We start from the raw sequence: 20223 nt of genomic DNA on the forward strand, positions 1-20223 counted from the left end.
CGGCACGGAGTGCCTGCATCAAACGAGCGCGTCGGCGGCGACGCCGGCCACGCCCCCCTCGAGCACAAGGCGTGACAGCTCTCGCAGCTCGCGCGACATGTACCGGTCCTCGGTCACGGCCGGGAAGACCTCGAGTATACGCGCGCGTACACGTTCGCACACTGGACTCAGGACACGCGCGTCGGGATCGATGCGGTGGCGCGCGGCGAGTTCCACACGGACGACGCGCGGCCCCGCAGCTCGCTGCTCCGCGTCCTCATCACGGGATACGGCAAGCCGCCTGTTCATGACCTCGGTGGCGCGTTGTTCCAGCACCTCCTTGAGAGCGCGCAGCTCTGCTCGCTCTTCGGCGCGGATAGAACGCTCGGCGGCATCAGAATCAGGCAGCGGCTCCTCGTGATCATCCTCCTCGTCGAGGAACAGGGATATCTTTGTCGGAACGGCCTCGGCCTGTCGTCGCGACTCTGCGGCCTGGGCGGCAAAGGCGAGCTCGATTGCAAGAATGTCTGCAAGGCGTGGAAGTGTGTCCCACAGCCGGGCCGCGAGTCCGGCCGCCATGCTCACATGATCTTCCTGACCCGCGTCCGTCGCGATCGAGAACAGATGCGACGGCATGGCCGCGCCCCAGATATGGTTCGCCAGGGCCGCGGATGCGTATTCGGGAATCATCATACCCGACGATACGGCGTCGAGCAGCGCATCGTCGTCACGCCATTCGTCGCGCCACTTGACGTCCTCGTTCAGGCCCTTGTTCTTTTTCCCGTCCACATACCGCGCGCAGCGGGTGTTCGAGAGTTTGGCCATGATGGCGGCCGCCTGCATCAGATTGTACAGCTTCACGGCGACGGGCATCGCGTGAAAATTGCCTCCCGAAACGATGTCGGTCCACGACTCCGCTCCGGTCAAAGGATCGTGTTGCGGAAGGATGAGCGGATTGTCGGTGGCGCTGTTCAGTTCGATTTCGAATGTTGCGCGTGCCTCCTCGAGCAGGTCGTGGCATGTGCCGAGTATCTGTGGGGCGCATCGAAGATTGTACGGATCCTGCACCTCGCCGTCGATGTCGAAGCCGCGGTGTGTCTCGCGGATCGGCGAGCCGTCCATCAACTGCCGCACCCAGCGGGCGATGGTGCGCGCGCCCTCGTGCGGGCGGAGCGCGAGCAGATCGTCGCGGAACGGCCGGTCGGATCCGAGCATGACCTGCGTGCTCATCGCTGTCGCGATCGAGGCGGTTTTGATCAGCGTGCACATGCGGTCGTAGGCGAATATCCCCGCGCCGGTGCTGAACGTCGTTCCGTTGTTCAGCGCGAGGCCTTCCTTCATCTCAAGCTGCACGGGTTCGATGCCGGCGCGACGCATGGCTTCACACGCGGGGATCGGCGTTTCGTCGTCTCCGTACCACGCCTCGCCGTCGCGTGTATCTGTTGCTATCATCACGAGGGCGACGTGGGATAACGGAGCAAGATCGCCGCTGGCACCCACCGAGCCGTACCAGGGGATACACGGTGTCACCCCGCGGTTGAGCATTTCGAGAAGTGTTTCGACGATCAACGGCCGCACGGCGCTGGCGCCGCGTGTCAACGACAGTGCGCGCACAAAAAGCACAGCGCGGACGATGTCCCGCGGTACGAGCGGCCCCATGCCCGCCGCATGTGAACGGATCAGGTTCTCCTGCAGCAATTTGATTCGTTCTTCGCCGTCGACGCGTTGATCCACATTGTGACCGAAGCCGCGGTTGAATCCATACGACGGGGCGCGGTGTTCGCGTACGTACCGTACCACCTGGGCGCGGCGTGTCTCGAGCATCGCGGCAGTCTCCGCCGCAAGCTCCACCTTCTCGCCGCGTACAACCGCGAGTACGTCGTCGAGCGTGTACCTTCTGTCGTGAGCGACGATCATGATCGTGCGAGCATCCCCTTGACTGTTTCGACCATGTCGGTCACGGTCACTTCCACCTGCGCCGGATTCGCCGCGAGCCAGGTTTCCCGGTTCTCGGCGTTCTTTGCGTATTCTTTTCCGAGGTAGAGATCCTTTATCGATACGGTCCCCTTCTCGAATTCATTCCCGCCGGCAATGATGGCTACGGGACAGCCGCGCGCATCTGCATAGGCGAACTGGCCCTTCAGGCGCTTCTCACCGCCGTAATACACTTCCGTCTCGATGCCCGCCGCGCGAAGCTGTTGCGCAAGCGCCTGATACTCGGCCATACGCGGCCTGTCCATCACCGTCACCAGCACCGGGCCGCGCATGCCTTTGCCCTCGCCCTGCAGCGATAACAACTCCGCGAGTCGGTCGACGCCGATCGATGCGCCCGTGGCCGGCACGGGCACATGCAGAAGTTTTTCGACGAGATTGTCGTAGCGGCCTCCGCCGCTGATCGCGCCAAAGCGCCTGAGCAATCCCGATTCGTCGCGCACTTCGAGCGTCGACACCGCTTCGAATACCGGCCCGGTGTAATAGGCGAGCCCGCGCGCGATGGACGGATCAAAACGCACACGGTCGTCGCCGTAGCCAAGTCCCGCGAGCGTCTGGTGAATCAGGATCAGTTCATCGAGGCCTTCCCTGCCCGCTGGAGTCTGGCCGAGCAGCGGCTCGAGCCGCGCGAGCATGGTGGATCTGTCGCCTTCGACCGACGAGAGTTCCACGTAGTCGAGCAGTGATGCTATCGCGGAATCGGGGAGCGCAAGTCCGGGAATGCGGGCGCCCGATGAATCCGTGCGGCCGGGTCCGAGTTCGCCGGCGATGCCGTCGCGACCGATCTTGTCGTACTTGTCGAGCACGCGCATGATGTCGCCGCCAATGCCCTGCTCTTCCAGACCCAGTTTTTGGAAAAGACCCGCGTGTAACTTGCGGTTGTTGACACGCACTTCATAGGTGCCGCGTGCGAGACCGATTGCCTCGAGCGCGTCGCTCAGGATGCAGCACACCTCGGCATCACACGTGATGTCGGCAACACCGACCGTGTCGAAATCGAGCTGCCAGAATTCGCGGAACCGTCCCGGGTCGAGTTTCGCCTCGAAGCGGTACACGGGTCCGTACTGGAAACGGCGGAACAGCGGCATGCCGACTTTGCGGTCCTTCGCCGTGTGACGGTCGTCCCACAGGTCGCTTGCGTATTTTCGCGCGAGCGGCGCGGTGAGGTCGTAGCGCAGCGACAGGAAGTGATTCTCCAACAGCACGTTGTTGTCGTTGTCGCGCAGTTCCCGCCCGTCGGTGTCGAGGATGGGTTCGCGCTCCGGATTCCTGAATGAATAGACGCCCTGGTCTATCGTGTCGGAATCGGGCAGATACTTGCCGAGACATTCGGCGTACTCCACCACGGGCGTGTCCCAGTGCTCGAAGCCGTAGCTGCGGTACACGGCCGATGCGGCGTTGATGATCCTCCACCGCAGTTCGTTCAGATTCGGGCTCACGTCGCGGAAACCACGCACCGTGCGTGGAAGAGTGCCTCGATTCGCCATGGGTATCCTCAGGATGGACTCGAAGTGGGAGGATGCGGCCCCGTCAGGGGTGTGGTACCGTCGATAGGGATCGAACCTATGACCTCCAGATCCACAATCTGGCGCTCTAACCAACTGAGCTACGACGGCAAGAGAACCGCAATGTACGCAGAACTAATTGGATTTCAAACCGTCGCAATCGTGGGTGGTAACTTGCATGGTGGCCGTGTCGAAGCCGCGCGCGGCGAGCCGGTCGGTGAGCATGCGCAAGGTGTCGGGATGCATCCGGGGTGTCCGCGACAATATCCAGAAGTACTTGCGGCTCGGAAGGCCCACAACCGCGTAGGAATAATCGTCCGCGAGATCGAGTATCCAGTAGTCTCCGCGGAAAGGCCAGAAAAACTGCACTCGCAGTTTTGTGTTGTTCGTGTTCGGGACGATGAAGGCCTTGCCTTCCGCCTGGCTGATTTCCCCACCCTTCCGGCAGGTGTTCACGACGCGGATGTCGCCGTCCTCGCGGATCGAGTACTCGGCCGTCGTGCAGCGGCATCCTTCCTGCTGACTCACCGGCTTCGAGGCGATCTCGTTCCACAACCCGGTGTACCGTTGCAGGTCGACGGATTGGACAGTGTCGAGCGGAGCGTAATTGCCGCCGCATCCCGCCAAGCAGGCCAGCACCAGTATCATCCCCACGATATTTCGCGCCATTGTGACCTCCTCCGTTGACAGGTTCGTTTTCCGCCAACTTACTCCGACCCGCCTCGATCTCCTAGCCACGCCCGGCGTCGACTAGTACGTGCGTCCGCCCCGCTTTGTGCCCTGCATAAAAAACGGGAGCGGTGTTCCCGCCCCCGTATGTTTGCGCTTGAATACTGCGTTGTGAACGCCCTATTTCTTCGCCTTCTCCCGAAGATCCGCCGCGATGGTGCGTATTTCGGTCAGATCTCGCTGGAGTTCGCTCCATCCATACCAAAGCGCATAGTCGGGGTTCGCATGGAAGGTGCCCTGGAAGGCGCGCATGCGATGCTCGAGGAACATCACAAACAGTTTCTGTTCGATGACGGTCGGGGCATCGTGGAATGTGAGCAGATCCGGGAAATCAAAGTTGTAGTTTTTCGGCTTGGCGAGGACGCCGTCCTTGTACAGAGCGGCCACGATGCGTATGGCCTCGGCCATGACGTGATCGGCTTCGCGGATCATGTCGTCGCCCTTCGCGAGTTCGCCCTTCGCAAACTCGGATGCGTGACACTTGTTGCAGGTGCGCTGCATCTTGTCGCGCTCTGTTTGCCACGATTCCTGTGTGAGGCGCGCCACATCGGCGGCCTTGACCACATCGAGCCGCGCGGTGGGTTTGCCGGAAGGATCGAGCACGCCGAGCGCCTGGAGAATCGTGGCGCGGTCGGCTGTCCACTGCGCATCATCGGGCATGGGAAGTCTCACCGCGAGGAAGCCCCAGGCCGTGCGTACTTCATGATTGCCCTCCTGCATGTGACAGTCCTGACAGGTCGGAGCGGCCGTGCCCTCGGGCAGGGTCTTGTTCTGTTTCAGGAGATACCGCACACCGTGTTTGGAACCCGAGTACATCTCCCACTGCGCGTGGTCGAAGCCCGTGTGGCAGGTCTGACATGCCTGCGGCTGCCGTGCCTCGGTCGTGGAAAATGTGTGCCGCGTGTGGCACGCGTCACAGGCGGCAGTGCCGAAACCGGGGCTCGTCTTTTTGAGTTCGGTGATGTCGGCTTCACTCTTTTCACCGATCTTGTGGCAGCCGCCGCATCCTTTCATGCCAACGGTCATCGCCATCGGCTGGAAATGCGCCGTGGGCATTGCTTTCATCGACGCCCACGCAATCGAGTGTTTGCCTTTTCGGTACTGCGCGACCTGATCCGCGTGGCAGGTCTTGCATGTTTCCGGGGTCGGGATGCGGGCCTCCTTCACATTGGACGGTCCGTTGTGTTTGTCGCCGTGGCAGTCGTCGCAGCCGATCGAGTTCTGCGCATGTTTGCTGAGCTGCCAGTCGCTGACGATCTGTGGCGTTTTCATTTTGTGACACGTGACGCATTGCTGCGCGGTCATCGGGACCACCGCGAAGACAAGCATTGCCGCGAGGAGAGAGAGGTACTTTTTCATGATGCACCGTGATGGGGATTGAGGTATGTGGGGTGTGGCAATGTCCTTTCTGTACCGGGCTGCCGACCGGAGATTGTTTATTCCGGCGCGTGTCAAGCCCCGGCGACCGAGAAAAATGTGATGACTGCGCCCTCGGCGTCCTTGCGCGTCCACGATTCGTACCCGCGGCCATGCGCCATGTCGATGAGTGGACCCGGCCGGAAGGGCGTGACGAGTTGATACACGCCGCCCGCCGGAAGTTCCGAAAGTTCCCGCATCACTCGCTGCGCGGGATGTACCCCGGCGGCCAGATCCTCGCGCGCGTCGTAACGCACCAGCACTGTCGCGGACACAACCCACGAGGGCGTGCCGTCATGCGCGCCGTCCTGCGCCGCGGCATCGCGCGTCTCGTTCTGGCCCACGCGTTCGCGGAGCAGATTCACGAGCGCGCCCGGCGTCGTTTTGTCGAGAGCCGCCAGTTGTGCAATCGTGGTGACCTTTGCGATCGCGCTGCGCAATACGGCGTTTCGCGGTGTCGCAAACGCCGGCGAATGCGCGAGCAACGCTTCTTCGAGCTGCGGGTATACTTCGAGCAGCGCGGCGATGTTTGTTTCCGGCATTATGTGCATGTCGGGCTTCCCTTCCTCAGTGTGTGTGTCATCATTGCACCGGCTCAGGAAACGTAGTCGAGAATACGCTGCTCGCCCGTGAGCGCGCGTTTTGCTGTCAGATCCTGGCTCACTTCCAGCGTGCCGAGATACTCGCCGTCGATGCCGCGCACCGCGAAATATTCGATGTGGATGAACTTGCCGCCAAGGGTGATCCAAAAGGCGGCGCGGTCCTGCGTCCCGCTCCGGAAATCGTCGAGAATTTTCTGAACAACATGGACGCTCGACGGGGGATGGCAGAACTGCACCTTCCTCCCGAGTATTGCCCGGTTCCGGTCGAAAATGCGCTCCCGGCCCTGCGTGAAATATCGGACTGTGTCATCCTTATCTACCCAGGTAAGATCCACCGGCAGTGTGTTCAATACGGCGGTCAGTTCCGGCAGCGAAAAGCTTCCGCTCGGCATCTGTATACGTTCGCCGACCGGACCCGCGGGCACGACTCCTTCACCCAGGTCGGGTTTCCATTCGTCGCGCGGATCAACGAGGCAGAATCCGATTTCGGGACTCTGCCGCGCAATTTCGAACCATTCCACATCGGTCAGCCGGTCGAGACACATCGGGAAAAGTATCTGTTCCTCCTTGAACACCATTTCCTGAATGCCTTTGATCGCGGGCTTCAGAACCAACTCCGACACGGTGAATACTTCGTCCACCGTCAGCTCTCCGGCCTGCGCGAGCACCTCCGACGCGGCGCGGAGCTGATCGCGAATCTGGTCATGTTTCGCCCACATGACCGTGGGTGGGCCTGTCACTCCGTATTTCTCGAGGTACGGGAAGACAAGATTCTCCTTGCGTCGGTAGTGTGTGTCCACACCCATGAGCCGGTTGAATACCGGTCGGATGGTGTTGATCGCATCGGCGAGCGCGTTCTGCTCGGTCACCGAGTCGAGTTCGGCCAGCAGTGGGCGGAGCGCGTCGATCTCGCCTTCCAGCGCGCGGTTTTCCTCCATGAAGGTATGCACCGGATGGCCCGGGGCGACGTCCTTCATGCCTGCCAGCGATATGTTGCCCTTGAGCACTTCGCCGTGCATGTCGCAGAGGTTGATTACCTCTTCGTGGGGCAGGCCCTCGTTCATCAATTCCTGCTCCACTTCCACGACAAGTCCGTAGGGGACCTCGCCGAGCATTTCCGACACGCGCGCTTTCACATCCGCAGTGTCGTTTGTTTTGTGCAGCTCGCGGATCAGTTCCTTGAGCTGCTGTTTTTTTTGTGCGGTGTTGTCGATCAGTTCACTCATGGTATAGGTTACTTTTTTTCCTTGGGCATCGCCGCCTGGCGTGCGGCCGCCTTCTTGTCCCATTCGGGCAATACGGTGTTCTTGAATTCAGTTTTTTCGGCAATGAGTTTCGGCATGTCGAGTCCGATGTACGCCTGCGCCTTTGCCTTGGTGCTGATATCGGGCAGGACGACGGGACCCGTGACACCATGTTTTGCAAGCACACGGCTGAGCTGCACGCGCGCCTCCTGCGCACGGTCGATCGACGCGCCGAGCAGACGGCCGGATTCGACGGGCGAGTGGAAGCCCACGCCGTTGGCGGCGGCGACATAGTCCCAGCGCCACTGCGCCTGACGGATCAGCGCGAGCACGGGCTTCATTTCCGCGTCCGTCGCTCCGGCGTCCCATGCGGCCTTGGCTTCGATGTGCGCGCGGGCTATCGCACTCTCGGCTGATCCGCGCAATTCCTCGATCTTGTCCTGGCGGTCGTGGACGTTATTAATCAGGTTCTGTTCGCTTTCACGATGACACACCTGGCACGAGTTGGCGATATTGTACAGCGGGCTCTGAATCTTGTGATCTGTGAACTTTACGCCGCCCTCGCTGCGGTATGGCATGTGGCAGTCGGCGCACGACACTCCGCGCTGCGCGTGGATGCCGGTCATGTACAATTCGAAGTCGGGATGCTGCGCCTTGAGGATCGGCGTTTTGCTGAGTTTGTGCTCGAAGTCCTTGTGCTCCACGCCGTCGTAATACTTCTCCATGTCCTCGGCGGAGAACCCGTTGTCCCACGGGAAGGTGAGATACTTCTCCTCCTTGCCTTTGAAGTAGTATTCGACGTGACACTGTGCACACACGAGCGAACGCATCTCCTGATGCGTGGCCTTGGTGATATCCTTGCCCATGCGCTGATATGCCTCGATGAGCGCGGGGCGTGTGATGCGGAGATTCATCGACTTGGGGTCGTGACAGTCCTGGCATCCGATGTTGTTCACAATCTCGCTTCCGAGATTTGCCCACTTGTCCTTGTAGAAGTCCGCCGCGCCACGCTGTTCGATCACGCGGGGCACGTCGGTGCTCTTGCACGACCAGCAGGTGCCCGGCTGGGGCACACCGGTGCGCAGCGTGTTCCGTATGTCTTCGATCGCGTGATAGTGGCCGCGCCCCTGGTTGTAATCGCGTGAGAACGCGTAGCCGGCCCAGAGGATCACGAGGTTCGGATACTTCTCGAGATAATCGATCTTGGCGGATCCTCCGTGTTTGCTCGCGAAGCTCGTGTCGGCCGTGGCGGAATACGTTTCGTACTCGCGCGGGAAGTTCTCGCCCCAGACCTCATTGCGCGGCTCCCAGTCGTTGATCGGTTTGACCATCTGGTATGCGAGCTGGGCTTCGCCGCGCCTCTCCATGATGGAGGCGCCGAACAAGCCCACAAGAAATACCACGATGACGGTGGCGAGGAAAATGGCCCAGCCAAGCCAGGGCTTTTCCTGAATCAGATCCATGATGCGACGTTTCATAGGTGTGTGGGATTATGGTGTCTGTATGCGTGAATGAAAATGCTGACCCTGTGCCGTCGGTCCGCCGCGTCAACGCACGGGGGAGGACGATGTGCGCACATCTTTTTCGAGCCATTCCGGAACGATCGTCGTGGGAATCGGCACACGCGCGTACGGTGTGGACGCAAGACTGTTGACGCGGCCGTGCGGCACCTCGCGATGGCAGTGCCAGCAGTACACACCCTCTCCTGCGCGGGCATCGTGTCCCGTCATGGAGGTGAGCGAAACCGTGTGCAGAAGCTTATCGTGGCACCGCTTGCAATTCTCCTGCACGGCGTCGGCCCCGGCCTCCTTGATCTGTATCACTTGCGGCTCGAGCCGCAGGGTGAACATCGTCGCGTGACGCAATCCGTCCTGGGCTTTAAATGCATAGGTCCGGACGATGTTATCCTGCGGCACGTGGCAGTCGTTGCATGTTGCCACACGGCCGTGACTGCCATGCTGCCATGTCGCGTACTGCGGCGCCATCACATGGCAGTTCATACACGCCGCCGGATCGTTCGACATGTAGGATGTCGCGTTGGAAATGTGCAGCACCACGCCTCCGAGTCCGACGAGTATGCCGAGAAGCACAAGCACGGGGAATCGCCAGGCCGGAGGCGGGATGAAGAAACGGAGAAGTGATTTCATACGTGCATCCTCTCTGGTTTCGCCTTCTGCGGTGGAACCTTCTAGAAGTTGACAGTGGTCATGGCATAGGCCCAGTTCGTGGTCTTGCGACCGGGCAGCATGATGCGGTCCTTCGCTCCGTCGAACACGGCATACCCGGCGCTCATCTGCACGGCCTCGGCGACCGTCCAGGTGACGTATGTATCGAGTTCCATACCGATCGACCCGGTGGTCTCAGGCGCTGCGCCGGGCAGCGCCACGGGATCGCTGGCGGTGCTGAACAGATGCACATCGGCGTTCACTCCGAGCGAGCCGGCGGGTTTTGCGCTGACCTGGAAATAGAGATCGTTCAGTCCCAGGTCCAATGCCGTCGAAGGGAAATAATCCATGTGTCCGTATTTGGCGTGATTGCTTGCGTACAGCGTGTTGAAGACGCCGTACGTCTTCGATGCCGGATCCGTGTCCTTGCCCGAGAGGCGGTCGAAGCCGACGCCGATCCGAAGCGCGGATCCTTCGTCGATGGTATATCCGGCGCGGAGACCGAGCATGTGTGCTCCGATACTAAACGTCCCGTTGCGCATGATATAGTCGCCGAACTGGTAGGCGCCGTCGATGGAGTAGTCGAATCCACTATACGCGCCTTGCACCTGCAGCCACGCGGTGTAACGATTCTGGCGCACCGCCGTGTCCTTCGGATTGTCGAACACCAACAGCAGTTGCGCTGTGCTCCCGGCGCCCGCGGGCTTCCACGCCGCCGCGAGTCCCGAAGCGAACACGTCGCGATTGTACGACGTGCCGTTGTCGTTCCGCGCCACCGCCGCGCCAAACACCTCGGCCGACACCGCGCCCGACCGGTATGTCACCATGCCCGCGTCGAACGACTGGCTGAAATTGTTCCACTCGATGGGGCCGATCAAACGCTCATTGCCCCAGGCGAAGACCTGCCGGCCAAGTCGGAAGCCGAATGCGGACTCGCTCAGACTCGCAACCTCTACATACCCCTGCCGCAGATCGAACGCCGGTGAACCCGTGTTCAACGTCGACTTCTTTTGTCCGAACGTGCGGGCATCCTGCACTTCGACGGCGACCTGGACGTTGGGATTCAGCCGCGCCAGCGCTTTCAGCCGTGTGCGCAGGAGATGAAAGACGTCGGGATTCTGACCAATGCGGAAGCTCTTTGCATCCAATTCGCTCCGCTCGCGAAGCTGGCCGGAAAAACGAATCTCCTGCGCGGACGAGGAGCTGAGGACGCACAAGAGCGCTGTGAGAACGATCAGGAGGTGTTTCATGACGGGTTTCGTGATAATAGGAGTTTGTATTGCTGAAATATCAGTATTTGACCGGATGCTTCCTATGGCTGCGCACGCGACGCCGGGATCAGTGTTCCGACTCGGCAATACGCGTTGCTTCTTCCGACGGCGCACTTCCCTGGTTGTGCTGATAGATCGGATTATCGATATCCTTGATGCGGCGGCTGTACTCCTGCTCGGTCACGCTGCTTTTCCAATTGCCGCTGAGCATTGCACCGCCCGTGACGAGCAGGAAAAGGGTGATGATGGTGACCGCGAGCCGCACCGGCGTCACCTCGAATCGCGCGCGGGGTTTCGCCTTGAGTTGCAGCGTGTTTTTCACGGGACAGATGTCGACACACGCCAGACAGCTCGTGCATTCGTCCGACATCACCACGCGGGCAACGTCCACACGAATCGCGGCGGGGCAGACCTTGGTGCACTTCGAGCAGTCGATGCAGGTGTCCGGATTGCGTGTGATACGGAAGGGACTGAACAGGCCGGCAAATCCGAGCAGCGCGCCGTAGGGACACAGGTAGCGACACCAGAAATTCTTGATGGGCAGCGACAGCAGCACGAGCGCCACAAGTATGATGACGGCTGTGCGCGACAGGTCGGTAAAAAAGAGCATCATCTTCACATCGGCCACGCGGTTGTAGGGGCTTTCGAGAAATGCGCCCAGTGACGCGGCATCCATCTGGAAGAATACCACATACACAAGAAACGAGAGCAGGAGGTACTTCACAGCCCGCAACGGAATATCGAGCCACTTCCACGGTGTAAAATTCCTGCCGAACAGCTTCCTGCCGAATTCGCCGATGTTCTCGGACAGGGTCCCTATCGGACAGAACCAACTGCAGAACGATTTTTTAAAGACGATCGACATGCCCAGTATCGCGGCGAGGATCACGGTGCCGGCGGGATGGACTCCATGAAAGTCGCCCGTCTGTATCCAATACCAGAAACTCATGAGAGCGCTGATCGGGAGAAATCCTTCAACTCCCGGAGGCCTGTTCACCGGCGGCACTGCGCCGCTGCTGTGCGCATGGTGCCACAGGACAAATTCCACTCCTATCCACAGGCAAAGGACTATAAACGCGCTCTGTACCCAAAATCGGAGCTGCTGGCCCTTCCCAACGCTTCGTCGTTCAAACTGCTTTTTCATCTACGAGGTGCTTTCTGTCTTGTAATTCTGAACGTCCGCCGCACTTGGGCCGCGGACACGTGCTTGTTGTCAGGCGGATGTGAGTCGCGTCTCCATCAACGAGGTGACGGGGTCGAGCAGTGACGCTATTTTGCTGCGTGAGATCGGGAGCAGATCCTCGAGTGATTCCTTCGAGAGCATGTCCCGGATCGTATTCCGCAATTCACCCCAGATCTGATGGACCGGGCAGGGATGCTCGTCGCCGCAGTTGGGGAAACCCAGGACACACCGGCAAAACAATTGGTCGCCGTCTATCGCCTGCACGATATCGAACAACCTGATGGCCGATGGCTCGCCGTTGAGCGTGAAACCCCCGCTGCTTCCCTTGAACGACTGCAGGATTCCCTTTTCGCTGAGTGTCTGCAGTATCTTCGCGAGAAAATGCACCGGAATCTGAAGCTCCTGGGCTATCTCCTTGATACCCACACGGCGCTCGTGCTGCGTTGCGATGAATAACGCCGCCTGCATGCCGTATTCACATCCTTTTGAGAAAATTATAGCCATATCGATAATCGAGTCTTTTATCTACATTCAAACATAACACAAGACATGGAGCGTGTCAAGCATTTTTTTTCATCCATCGAGTCCTGTTTTCATGCGTGTCGCTCTGTATTTTATTGTCCTCAACCTGTTCTCCAGAATTTGAGCGCGACCAGTATGCACCTTTACGCTGCCACCACGATACAGCCATCACGACCCAGCATGCATCTGCGGGCGGGATTATTCCTGCTTGTGGCAGCGTGTTGTGTGTTAACGCAGTATCAGGCGGAGGCACAGTCCGCGCGAGCGGCAGCCACGATTCGGGGAAATGTTGTTGCCACCACGCACGAATCACCTGAAGACGCGGTGCGCCGTTTCGCGCTTCTTAACAAATACGCGATTGCGAAGGCGCTCGCCGCCGCTTCGGACAGTGCAACGGAAGGACGTCCGACACTCGCTGAAAAAGTGGTTGTCTACCTCGAGAGCCCGGTGTTCAAAGGCATGAAATTCCCGGCGTCGGCAAAAAGACCCGTACTCGATCAGCGGGGCATGCAGTTCCGGCCCCAGGTGCTCGCAATACTTGCGGGGACCACCGTCGAATTCCCGAATCAGGATAATGTGTTCCACAATGTCTTTTCGTATTCCGAGCCAGGGGACTTCGATCTCGGACGATATCCCAAGGGTGATTCGAGATCCGTCCGTTTTGATACGCCCGGCATCGTGCGTGTGTACTGCGACATCCACGCATCGATGAACGCGATCATCCTGGTGCTGGACAATCCTTTTTTTTCCGCTCCGGATGAACGGGGCATGTATGAGATCTCCGACATACCACCGGGCGAGTATGTGGTCCACTGCTGGTATGGACGCGCGCATGTATCACAACGTACGGTGACGCTGCGTCCTGGCGACAATCTGACAATTGATTTTGTGCTGTGAGGCGCGGATGTCCTGTCGAATACGCGTTCAACCTCACGATACCCCGTACACGCCGCCACGAGTCTCGCCACGCGCCGCGCAGATCGTGCCGGGAGTCGCATCGTCTCATGCCATTCCAGCGACACACGATTCACCGGAGTCGACCATGGCCACTCCATCTCCACACACACCATCACGCAGGCCTTCGGCGATGCTTCTGCACACTCTGTTGACCGGCTCGATCCTTTTCCTTTTGATACACGGACAGGTGTTGTCTCAAATTGTGTTCAGCGGCGAAGCGGCCGTTCATGGTATACAGACGGATCGCACGATATCAAACCGTACGACGGCACAGGGACGGGCCACGTTCGGTTGGAGGGTTGATTTTTTTGCCGATGCAATCGTGGCTGAAAACGTCTCCTTCCTCAGCGGACTCCGTGTGTTCCAAAACGAGGATCCGACCTTCGACTTTCTCGCGATTCGAGTGATGGATCTCCCTCTCGGCCTCAATCTCCAGGTTGGAAAATTCGACATCCCTTTCGGCAATCTCGGTGAACGACGTTTCGCGATGCGGAACACCTTGTACAGTCTCCCCGCTCCGTACGACTATTCCACCGCCCTGCCGGCCGAACGCGTTCCGACGCAGGACTTGCAACGCCGTCGTGGCGCCGGAGGCGGCATGCGTCTCATGGATTTCGGCATCTACGACATCGGCGCGATGGTGTACGGTTCCTCTGGCATCGTCGGTTTCGCCGCAGCGCTCACAAATGGTACTGTAAGCGCGCCCGGGAATCGTGCGCTGAATACGAATGGCGACTTCGGGAAGGTCCTGCGAATCACCGTCGAACCGCTACAGGGTTGGATTCTGGGCGGCGGCTTGTGCTTCGGTGCCTATCTCGCCGATGCGGCGCAGGACTCTGCGCGCCTCGGCCGTGTGGTGAACGTCCGGGACTACAAACAATACACTGCCGAAATCGATGCCGAGGTGACGATCGGCCATCTTGCCGTGTACGCGCAGGGTACCTGGTCCGATTCACGGTACCCGCTCGAACAGCGCGATGAACACTTCCGCGCTCTCGGGTATAACGCGGAAGTCTCGTACGCGGTCTCACCACGCCTCACGCTTGCCACCCGTCTGAGTGGAATCACGTTTGACGACGCCCGCCTCGACGACACGCAGGCGCAGGCCTCCGCGTGGGACGACGACATACTGGACATCGAAAGCGGACTTGTGTACCGTATCGACAGAAACGTGCTTGCAAAACTCGCCTGGCGGCATTCCCGGCTCGCCGCGACACAAAGCAAAATCAGCGATCAGATCGTTTCGCAGCTCGCCGTCCGATTCTGAATGAGGTTCCGAAACAAAATACTTGTCTCCATTTACGGGGTCGTGGTCTCGCTTCTCCTGATCACGTTTTTCATCGCCGACAGGTGGATGCGCTCGCGTATCGAGGCCACCTTCGGCGCCGAGCTGCAGACCAACGCCTCCACACTCGCCGTGCTCGGCGACCTGCAGGCCGAACAGCTCGTTCGCAGTTGCACCGTGATCGCCGAATCGCCGCGCCTGCGCGCCGTCATCGAATTGGGAGACGCCGGCACGGCGGAACAGCTTGCCGCGGAAATCTCGAACACAACCGTCACCGATCTTCTGTTGCTCACCGACGCGCAGGGACGGCCTCTGGCCGGACTACTCGAGGGCCGCAAGACCGTCAGCCCTTTTGTCGGATTGCCGACAGTCGAAGCCGCGCTGCAGGGGACGCCCTCCACAGACCTCTGCGCGCTTGATGCACAACCCTATCGCATCGTCACCGCGCCCTTCCGTATCGGGTCCACCGTCTTCGGCTCTCTGACGCTCGGATATCGGATACGTGTGTCCGATGTTTTGACACTGCGCCGCGCGACCGGCAGCGACGTGGTTATCCTGGATGATGCGAGGGTCCTGCTGTCGAACGTGCCGGAGGCCGAGGCGCAGCGCCTGGCCGCCGCCTTTGTCGGCGTCGCGGGCGCACGCGACGCGTCGACCGCACCCGCCGCTGAACCTGTGCGCTTTGTTTCAGGGGATGAGTCCTATGTCGCCCTCGAGCGAGTATTCGGGAGCGGACACGGCCACACGCGCGCGCTGCGCTACCTCCTCGCAAAACCCATCGGACGAGCACTGCGCGAGGGGATGCAGCCCGTGCGGGACGCCTTTGTGTTCCTGTCCCTTCTCTTCCTCGCCGTGACGACGGTGCTGGGTCATGTCATTGCGCGAGGCATCACGCGTCCGATAAACGCACTGGTGCGCGGTACGGCGGAAATTGCCCGCGGCAATTATGACATCGGCATCGATGTGCGCGGGAGGGACGAATTTTCGGATCTGGCCGCCCGTTTTGTCGCGATGGGCTCCGCACTGAAGGACACGATCCGCCGCCTCGCGGAGGTGAATGCGGATCTGGTGGGCCGGAACAAGGACCTCGATGACGCGCTCAACAAACTGCGCGAAGCGCAGGAAGAGATCATCAAGAACGAACGGCTGGCCGCCTCGGGTAAACTCGCCGCGCAACTCGCGCACGAGGTCAACAATCCCGTGCATAATATCCGAAGCTGCCTGCAGACTGCGCTCACACGCCTGCCCTCCGACGTAAAGGGTCGCGATCTGATAGAAGTTGCGCACGAGGAAATCGAACGCATGTCGCGATTGACGCGGCAGTTGCTCGATCTATACCGCACCTCCATCGTGCGCGAGGAACTCTCCCCGGTGGATCTAGGCGAAGTGCTGCGCGACGTGCTTGCACTTGTGTCCAACGACCTGCGGGAATGCGGCATTGAACAACACCTGCATCTCGCCTCCGATCTGCCACGCGTCGATGGAATCGCGGACAAACTGAAACAGGTGTTCCTCAACCTGGTGCTCAATGCCCGTGATGCGATGCCGGAAGGCGGGATGCTCGACATCCGTGGTCACTGTGACGGCGCAACCATCGCCGTGTCTGTCACCGATACCGGGACGGGCATACCCCGCGAGCATCTGCCCAAAATCTTCGACGCCTTTTTTACGACGAAGGGAAAAGTGAGCGGAGTCGGCCTTGGCCTTTCCGTCGTCTACGGCATTGTATCCCTTCATGGCGGCTCCATCAACGTCGAAAGCGAGCCGGGCGCGGGAACCACGTTTACCATCACACTGCCTGTCACGCAGCACGCGGCCGCCTGATTTCCACGCCCGCATCCTATCACACGCAGACCACGCAGCCCGATGAACGAACACATTCTGATTGTCGACGACGATAAGGCTTTCCGGATCGCAACGACGGCGCTGCTGGAAGACGAGGGGTATGCGGTGCGCAGTTGCGGCGATGCGCGTGACGCCATGCCCCTGCTCCTAGACGCCCGCTACGACCTACTGCTTTCCGATCTCGTGATGGAAGGGATGAACGGCATCGAGTTGCTGCAGTGGCTGTCGGTTCACGCTCCCGATACACCGGCAATCATGATCACCGGATTCGGATCCATCAATACCGCCGTCGAGGCCATGCGGCTCGGCGCGTTCGACTACATCACGAAGCCGTGCGACAATGCCGAGCTGCGGGTAAAAATCCGCCGCGCGCTCGACGCCCGCTCGCGCGACCGCGAACTCGAGAGACTCCGCGAAACCGTGCGCGACACCTCGGCCTTCGGAAACATCGTCACACAGAATGAGGCGATGCACAAGGTGTTCTCGCTGCTCCGCCGCGTGGCCGATACGGATCTCACGGTTCTTCTATTGGGCGAAACGGGTACCGGCAAGGAACTGGCCGCCCGCGCGGTCCACTACTCGAGCGCGCGTCGGAATGGCCCGTTTATCGTGGTTAACTGCGCGGCTCTCCCCGAGACGCTGCTCGAAAGCGAGCTGTTCGGCCATGAACGGAACGCCTTCACGGGAGCTCTCCGGCAGAGGATCGGCAAATTCGAAGAAGCGCAGGGCGGCACCGTGTTTCTGGATGAAATAGGAGATGTCCCTCTGCAAATGCAGACGAAGTTGTTGCGCGTCCTGCAGGAACGCGAGATTCAGCGCCTGGGCGGCAATGATTCCATCCCCATCGATGTGCGCGTGATTGCGGCCACACATCGTGATCTCACGGCGATGATAGCAGCGGGCGAATTCCGCGCGGACCTCTTCTACCGCCTGAACGAGGTGCCGGTGCAGCTCCCGCCGCTCCGTGAGCGGCGCGACGATCTTCCCCTCCTCGCGGATACGTTCCTTCGCAAACATGCGTCGATTGCAGGAGGCACGGTGGCCCACATACACCCGGAAGCATTGCAGGTGATGATGCGATACGACTGGCCGGGCAACGTCCGCGAACTCGAGAACCTGATGAAGCGCGCGCTTGTCACCGCCACGGGCGATTCCATCCTGGCCGTCGATATTCCTGTTCAGACTCATACCTCCCCGCCCGCGGGGAATACGAATCCTGCCGCGTCAGACCTGCCGTTCAAAGAGTATATGCGGAGTGTTGTGCAGGCAGCCGAGACCGCGTTTATTACACAAGCGCTCGAAGATCATCGCGGCAACATCAGCGCCGTGGCCGAACGTATGGATGTCGATCGAAAGACCGTCTACAGAAAAATCGAAGAACTTGGGATCGACGCATCCCGGTACCGATAACGCCGTATCACACTGGTCACGTCAATACGACACAATCACCACAAGGGGTCAATCATGTTACTCACAACAACAAACACCGTCGAAGGCCGTTCCATCGTCGAGTACAAAGGGATCGTGACCGGCGAAGCCATTCTTGGCGCGAACATCTTCAAGGATTTTTTTGCGGGCATCCGCGACATCGTCGGCGGACGCTCGGCGACCTATGAAAACGAATTGCGCACGGCCAAGGACATTGCGCTGCAGGAGATGACCGAACGCGCGCAGCAGATGGGCGCAAACGCGATTGTCGGCATCGACCTCGACTACGAAAACCTCGGAGCGAGCGGCGGTATGCTCATGGTCACGGCCAGCGGCACCGCGGTGGTAATCAAGTAGCCGCACCGCGGCTAGTTGTCCGAGCGAGGGAATCGCTCTATTTTTGCGGGCGCGCTCCGGTCTCACGGGGCGCGCCCGCGCCATTCATCCCCTCTCACCTTCTCTCCCCGCATCTCCATGAAAAAAATCGTTGAGTGTGTTCCGAATTTTTCGGAAGGCCGCGACCCCCGCATCATCGAAGCCATCGCCGAAAGCATCCGTAAAACTCCGGGTTGTACGCTTCTCGATGTCGATCCCGGAAAATCGACCAACCGTACGGTGTATACCTTCGTCGGCTCGCCCGAGGCGGTGGTCGAAGGCGCTCTCAACTCTGCCCGCGCTGCGCAATCGCTCATCGACATGCGCACGCAGTCGGGAGAACATCCGCGTGTTGGGGCGATGGACGTCTGCCCCTTCGTGCCTGTCGCTGGAGTGACGATGGAGGACTGTGTCGCCCTCGCGCACGAATTCGGGCGGCGAGCGGGCGAGGAACTCGGCATTCCCATATACCTCTACGAGGAAGCATCGACACGCGAGTACCGGAAATCGCTGCGGCAGATACGCGCGGGCGAGTATGAGGGTCTTGCCGATCGTATCGTGACGGAGGAATGGAAGCCCGACTATGGCCCCGCAGCGTTTGTCCCAGCATGGGGTGCGACGTGCACCGGCGCGCGTTTCTTCCTCATTGCCTACAACGTGAATGTGCTGGGCACAAAAGAGCAGGCGCACCGCATCGCGTTGAATATCCGTGAGCAGGGCCGCGGCCCGGGCGAACCTGGTCGGCTCGAAGCGGTGAAGGCCATCGGGTGGTGGGTCGACGAATACAACATGGCACAAGTCTCGATCAACCTCGACAACTACAAGGTCACTCCCCCGCATGTCGCGTTCGAGGAAGTGGCCGCCGATGCCCGCGCCCTGAATCTGGCGGTCGCTGGATCCGAGCTTGTCGGACTCATCCCGCTCGAAGCCCTGCTCATGGCCGCCGACTACTACATCGAAAGGGAAAATCTCTTTATCATCGACGAGCATCAAAAAATACGCCTCGCCGTCGAACGCCTCGGACTGAATTCCGTGTCGCGCTTCGAACCGCAAAAACGCATCATCGACTATATGATCGAGGACGGCGCGCAGGAACCTCTGGCATCACTCACTGTGCGGGGATTCGTCGAACTGCTCGGCGCGCGCACCCCCGCTCCGGGCGGCGGCAGTGCCTCCGCTCTTATCGCGTCCATGGGCGCGGGCCTCGGAGCGATGGTCGGCTGGATGACCTACGGCAAGAGGAAATTCGAGGAGAAGGACGCTATCATGCGCGAACTGATTCCACCCCTCGACGCGGCGATGCGCGACCTGATCCCCATGATCGATGCCGACACCAATGCTTTCAACGACTATATGGCCGCGCTCGGACTTCCGAAAGAAACGCCCGAACAGAAAGATGTGCGGAGCCAGGCCATGCAGGACGGCCTCAAAAAGGCCATCGACGTCCCGCTCTCGACGATGCGCATCGCCGACCGCTGCTGGCCACAGATGCTGCAAATGGCGGAGCATGGGAACATCGCATCCAAATCCGATCTCGAAGTCGGCGCAAAGGCGCTGGAGACGGGCATCTGGGGCGCATATAAAAACGTGCTCATCAATCTCGGTTCCGTGACCGATACCGCATACCGTGACAGGATACGCGGTGAAGCGGATCAGTTTGTCAACCGCGCGCGTGAATTCTCGATTGCAGTGCTGTCTGCTCTCGACTCACGCGCGAACTGATAC

At 60.2% G+C, this 20223-nt stretch carries 17 protein-coding genes and 1 tRNA gene; 6 read left to right on the forward strand and 12 right to left on the reverse strand.

What is annotated here, in order from left to right; all coding sequences use genetic code 11:
- Positions 1-18: 18 nt before the first annotated feature.
- From HY962_10780 to HY962_10835, 12 genes are all read right to left on the reverse strand, one after another.
- Positions 19-1896 (reverse strand): aromatic amino acid lyase, encoded by a 1878-nt coding sequence (locus HY962_10780; protein MBI5647406.1) that lies wholly within the window; start codon positions 1894-1896, stop codon positions 19-21.
- Positions 1893-3458, reverse strand: a complete 1566-nt coding sequence (hisS, locus tag HY962_10785; GenBank protein ID MBI5647407.1) for a histidine--tRNA ligase — start codon at positions 3456-3458, stop codon at positions 1893-1895. Before hisS ends, HY962_10780 begins: the two co-directional genes overlap by 4 nt.
- A 52-nt stretch (positions 3459-3510) precedes the next feature.
- Positions 3511-3587 (reverse strand) — tRNA-His (locus HY962_10790).
- A gap of 24 nt (positions 3588-3611) precedes the next feature.
- Positions 3612-4145: a lipocalin family protein gene (locus HY962_10795; GenBank protein MBI5647408.1), complete on the reverse strand. Its 534-nt coding sequence runs from the start codon at positions 4143-4145 to the stop codon at positions 3612-3614.
- A 180-nt stretch (positions 4146-4325) separates the two neighbouring features.
- Positions 4326-5564, reverse strand: a complete 1239-nt coding sequence (locus HY962_10800; protein MBI5647409.1) for a cytochrome C — start codon at positions 5562-5564, stop codon at positions 4326-4328.
- A 92-nt stretch (positions 5565-5656) separates the two neighbouring features.
- On the reverse strand, positions 5657-6172 hold the full coding sequence (locus HY962_10805) for a DUF2249 domain-containing protein (protein MBI5647410.1): 516 nt from the start codon (positions 6170-6172) through the stop codon (positions 5657-5659).
- 44 nt (positions 6173-6216) lie between these two features.
- The gene (locus HY962_10810; GenBank protein MBI5647411.1) at positions 6217-7449 is read right to left on the reverse strand and encodes a DUF438 domain-containing protein; all 1233 of its coding nucleotides are present in this window, start codon (positions 7447-7449) and stop codon (positions 6217-6219) included.
- Between the two features lie 8 nt (positions 7450-7457).
- Positions 7458-8945, reverse strand: a complete 1488-nt coding sequence (gene nrfA / locus HY962_10815) for an ammonia-forming cytochrome c nitrite reductase (protein MBI5647412.1) — start codon at positions 8943-8945, stop codon at positions 7458-7460.
- A gap of 69 nt (positions 8946-9014) precedes the next feature.
- On the reverse strand, positions 9015-9614 hold the full coding sequence (gene nrfH, locus HY962_10820) for a cytochrome c nitrite reductase small subunit (GenBank protein MBI5647413.1): 600 nt from the start codon (positions 9612-9614) through the stop codon (positions 9015-9017).
- 41 nt (positions 9615-9655) lie between these two features.
- The gene (locus HY962_10825; GenBank protein MBI5647414.1) at positions 9656-10882 is read right to left on the reverse strand and encodes an alginate export family protein; all 1227 of its coding nucleotides are present in this window, start codon (positions 10880-10882) and stop codon (positions 9656-9658) included.
- Between the two features lie 88 nt (positions 10883-10970).
- On the reverse strand, positions 10971-12047 hold the full coding sequence (locus HY962_10830) for a 4Fe-4S binding protein (GenBank protein MBI5647415.1): 1077 nt from the start codon (positions 12045-12047) through the stop codon (positions 10971-10973).
- A gap of 69 nt (positions 12048-12116) precedes the next feature.
- Positions 12117-12590: an Rrf2 family transcriptional regulator gene (locus HY962_10835; protein ID MBI5647416.1), complete on the reverse strand. Its 474-nt coding sequence runs from the start codon at positions 12588-12590 to the stop codon at positions 12117-12119.
- A 153-nt stretch (positions 12591-12743) separates the two neighbouring features.
- On the opposite strand from HY962_10835, the gene HY962_10840 reads away from it, so the two are divergent.
- The 6 genes from HY962_10840 (at position 12744) to ftcD (ending at position 20220) form a co-directional block, all read left to right on the forward strand.
- Positions 12744-13505 (forward strand): hypothetical protein, encoded by a 762-nt coding sequence (locus tag HY962_10840; GenBank protein ID MBI5647417.1) that lies wholly within the window; start codon positions 12744-12746, stop codon positions 13503-13505.
- Between the two features lie 145 nt (positions 13506-13650).
- The gene (locus HY962_10845) at positions 13651-14832 is read left to right on the forward strand and encodes a hypothetical protein (GenBank protein MBI5647418.1); all 1182 of its coding nucleotides are present in this window, start codon (positions 13651-13653) and stop codon (positions 14830-14832) included.
- Positions 14833-16674: a HAMP domain-containing protein gene (locus HY962_10850; protein MBI5647419.1), complete on the forward strand. Its 1842-nt coding sequence runs from the start codon at positions 14833-14835 to the stop codon at positions 16672-16674. It begins immediately after the preceding gene.
- A gap of 42 nt (positions 16675-16716) precedes the next feature.
- Entirely contained in the window at positions 16717-18105 is a 1389-nt protein-coding gene (locus HY962_10855) for a sigma-54-dependent Fis family transcriptional regulator (protein ID MBI5647420.1), read from the forward strand.
- 54 nt (positions 18106-18159) lie between these two features.
- Positions 18160-18480, forward strand: coding sequence for a heavy metal-binding domain-containing protein (locus tag HY962_10860; GenBank protein MBI5647421.1), 321 nt, complete (start codon positions 18160-18162; stop codon positions 18478-18480).
- Between the two features lie 117 nt (positions 18481-18597).
- Entirely contained in the window at positions 18598-20220 is a 1623-nt protein-coding gene (ftcD, locus tag HY962_10865) for a glutamate formimidoyltransferase (protein ID MBI5647422.1), read from the forward strand.
- Positions 20221-20223: the final 3 nt, after the last annotated feature.

The sequence above is a fragment of the Ignavibacteriota bacterium genome (assembly GCA_016218045.1).
In the GTDB taxonomy this organism is placed as follows: Bacteria; Bacteroidota; Ignavibacteria; order SZUA-365; family SZUA-365; genus JACRFB01.

Excerpts from the sequence above, each read along its gene's own strand:
- HY962_10860 (MBI5647421.1), top strand. The coding sequence starts at position 18,160 with ATGTTACTCACAACAACAAACACCGTCGAAGGCCGTTCCATCGTCGAG.
- HY962_10840 (MBI5647417.1), top strand. The coding sequence starts at position 12,744 with ATGCACCTTTACGCTGCCACCACGATACAGCCATCACGACCCAGCATG.
- HY962_10845 (MBI5647418.1), top strand. The coding sequence starts at position 13,651 with ATGGCCACTCCATCTCCACACACACCATCACGCAGGCCTTCGGCGATG.
- HY962_10855 (MBI5647420.1), top strand. The coding sequence starts at position 16,717 with ATGAACGAACACATTCTGATTGTCGACGACGATAAGGCTTTCCGGATC.
- HY962_10800 (MBI5647409.1), bottom strand. The coding sequence starts at position 5,564 with ATGAAAAAGTACCTCTCTCTCCTCGCGGCAATGCTTGTCTTCGCGGTG.
- HY962_10830 (MBI5647415.1), bottom strand. The coding sequence starts at position 12,047 with ATGAAAAAGCAGTTTGAACGACGAAGCGTTGGGAAGGGCCAGCAGCTC.
- HY962_10835 (MBI5647416.1), bottom strand. The coding sequence starts at position 12,590 with ATGGCTATAATTTTCTCAAAAGGATGTGAATACGGCATGCAGGCGGCG.
- hisS (MBI5647407.1), bottom strand. The coding sequence starts at position 3,458 with ATGGCGAATCGAGGCACTCTTCCACGCACGGTGCGTGGTTTCCGCGAC.
- nrfA (MBI5647412.1), bottom strand. The coding sequence starts at position 8,945 with ATGAAACGTCGCATCATGGATCTGATTCAGGAAAAGCCCTGGCTTGGC.
- HY962_10810 (MBI5647411.1), bottom strand. The coding sequence starts at position 7,449 with ATGAGTGAACTGATCGACAACACCGCACAAAAAAAACAGCAGCTCAAG.
- nrfH (MBI5647413.1), bottom strand. The coding sequence starts at position 9,614 with ATGAAATCACTTCTCCGTTTCTTCATCCCGCCTCCGGCCTGGCGATTC.
- ftcD (MBI5647422.1), top strand. The coding sequence starts at position 18,598 with ATGAAAAAAATCGTTGAGTGTGTTCCGAATTTTTCGGAAGGCCGCGAC.
- HY962_10850 (MBI5647419.1), top strand. The coding sequence starts at position 14,833 with ATGAGGTTCCGAAACAAAATACTTGTCTCCATTTACGGGGTCGTGGTC.
- HY962_10825 (MBI5647414.1), bottom strand. The coding sequence starts at position 10,882 with ATGAAACACCTCCTGATCGTTCTCACAGCGCTCTTGTGCGTCCTCAGC.
- HY962_10795 (MBI5647408.1), bottom strand. The coding sequence starts at position 4,145 with ATGGCGCGAAATATCGTGGGGATGATACTGGTGCTGGCCTGCTTGGCG.
- HY962_10805 (MBI5647410.1), bottom strand. The coding sequence starts at position 6,172 with ATGCACATAATGCCGGAAACAAACATCGCCGCGCTGCTCGAAGTATAC.
- HY962_10780 (MBI5647406.1), bottom strand. The coding sequence starts at position 1,896 with ATGATCGTCGCTCACGACAGAAGGTACACGCTCGACGACGTACTCGCG.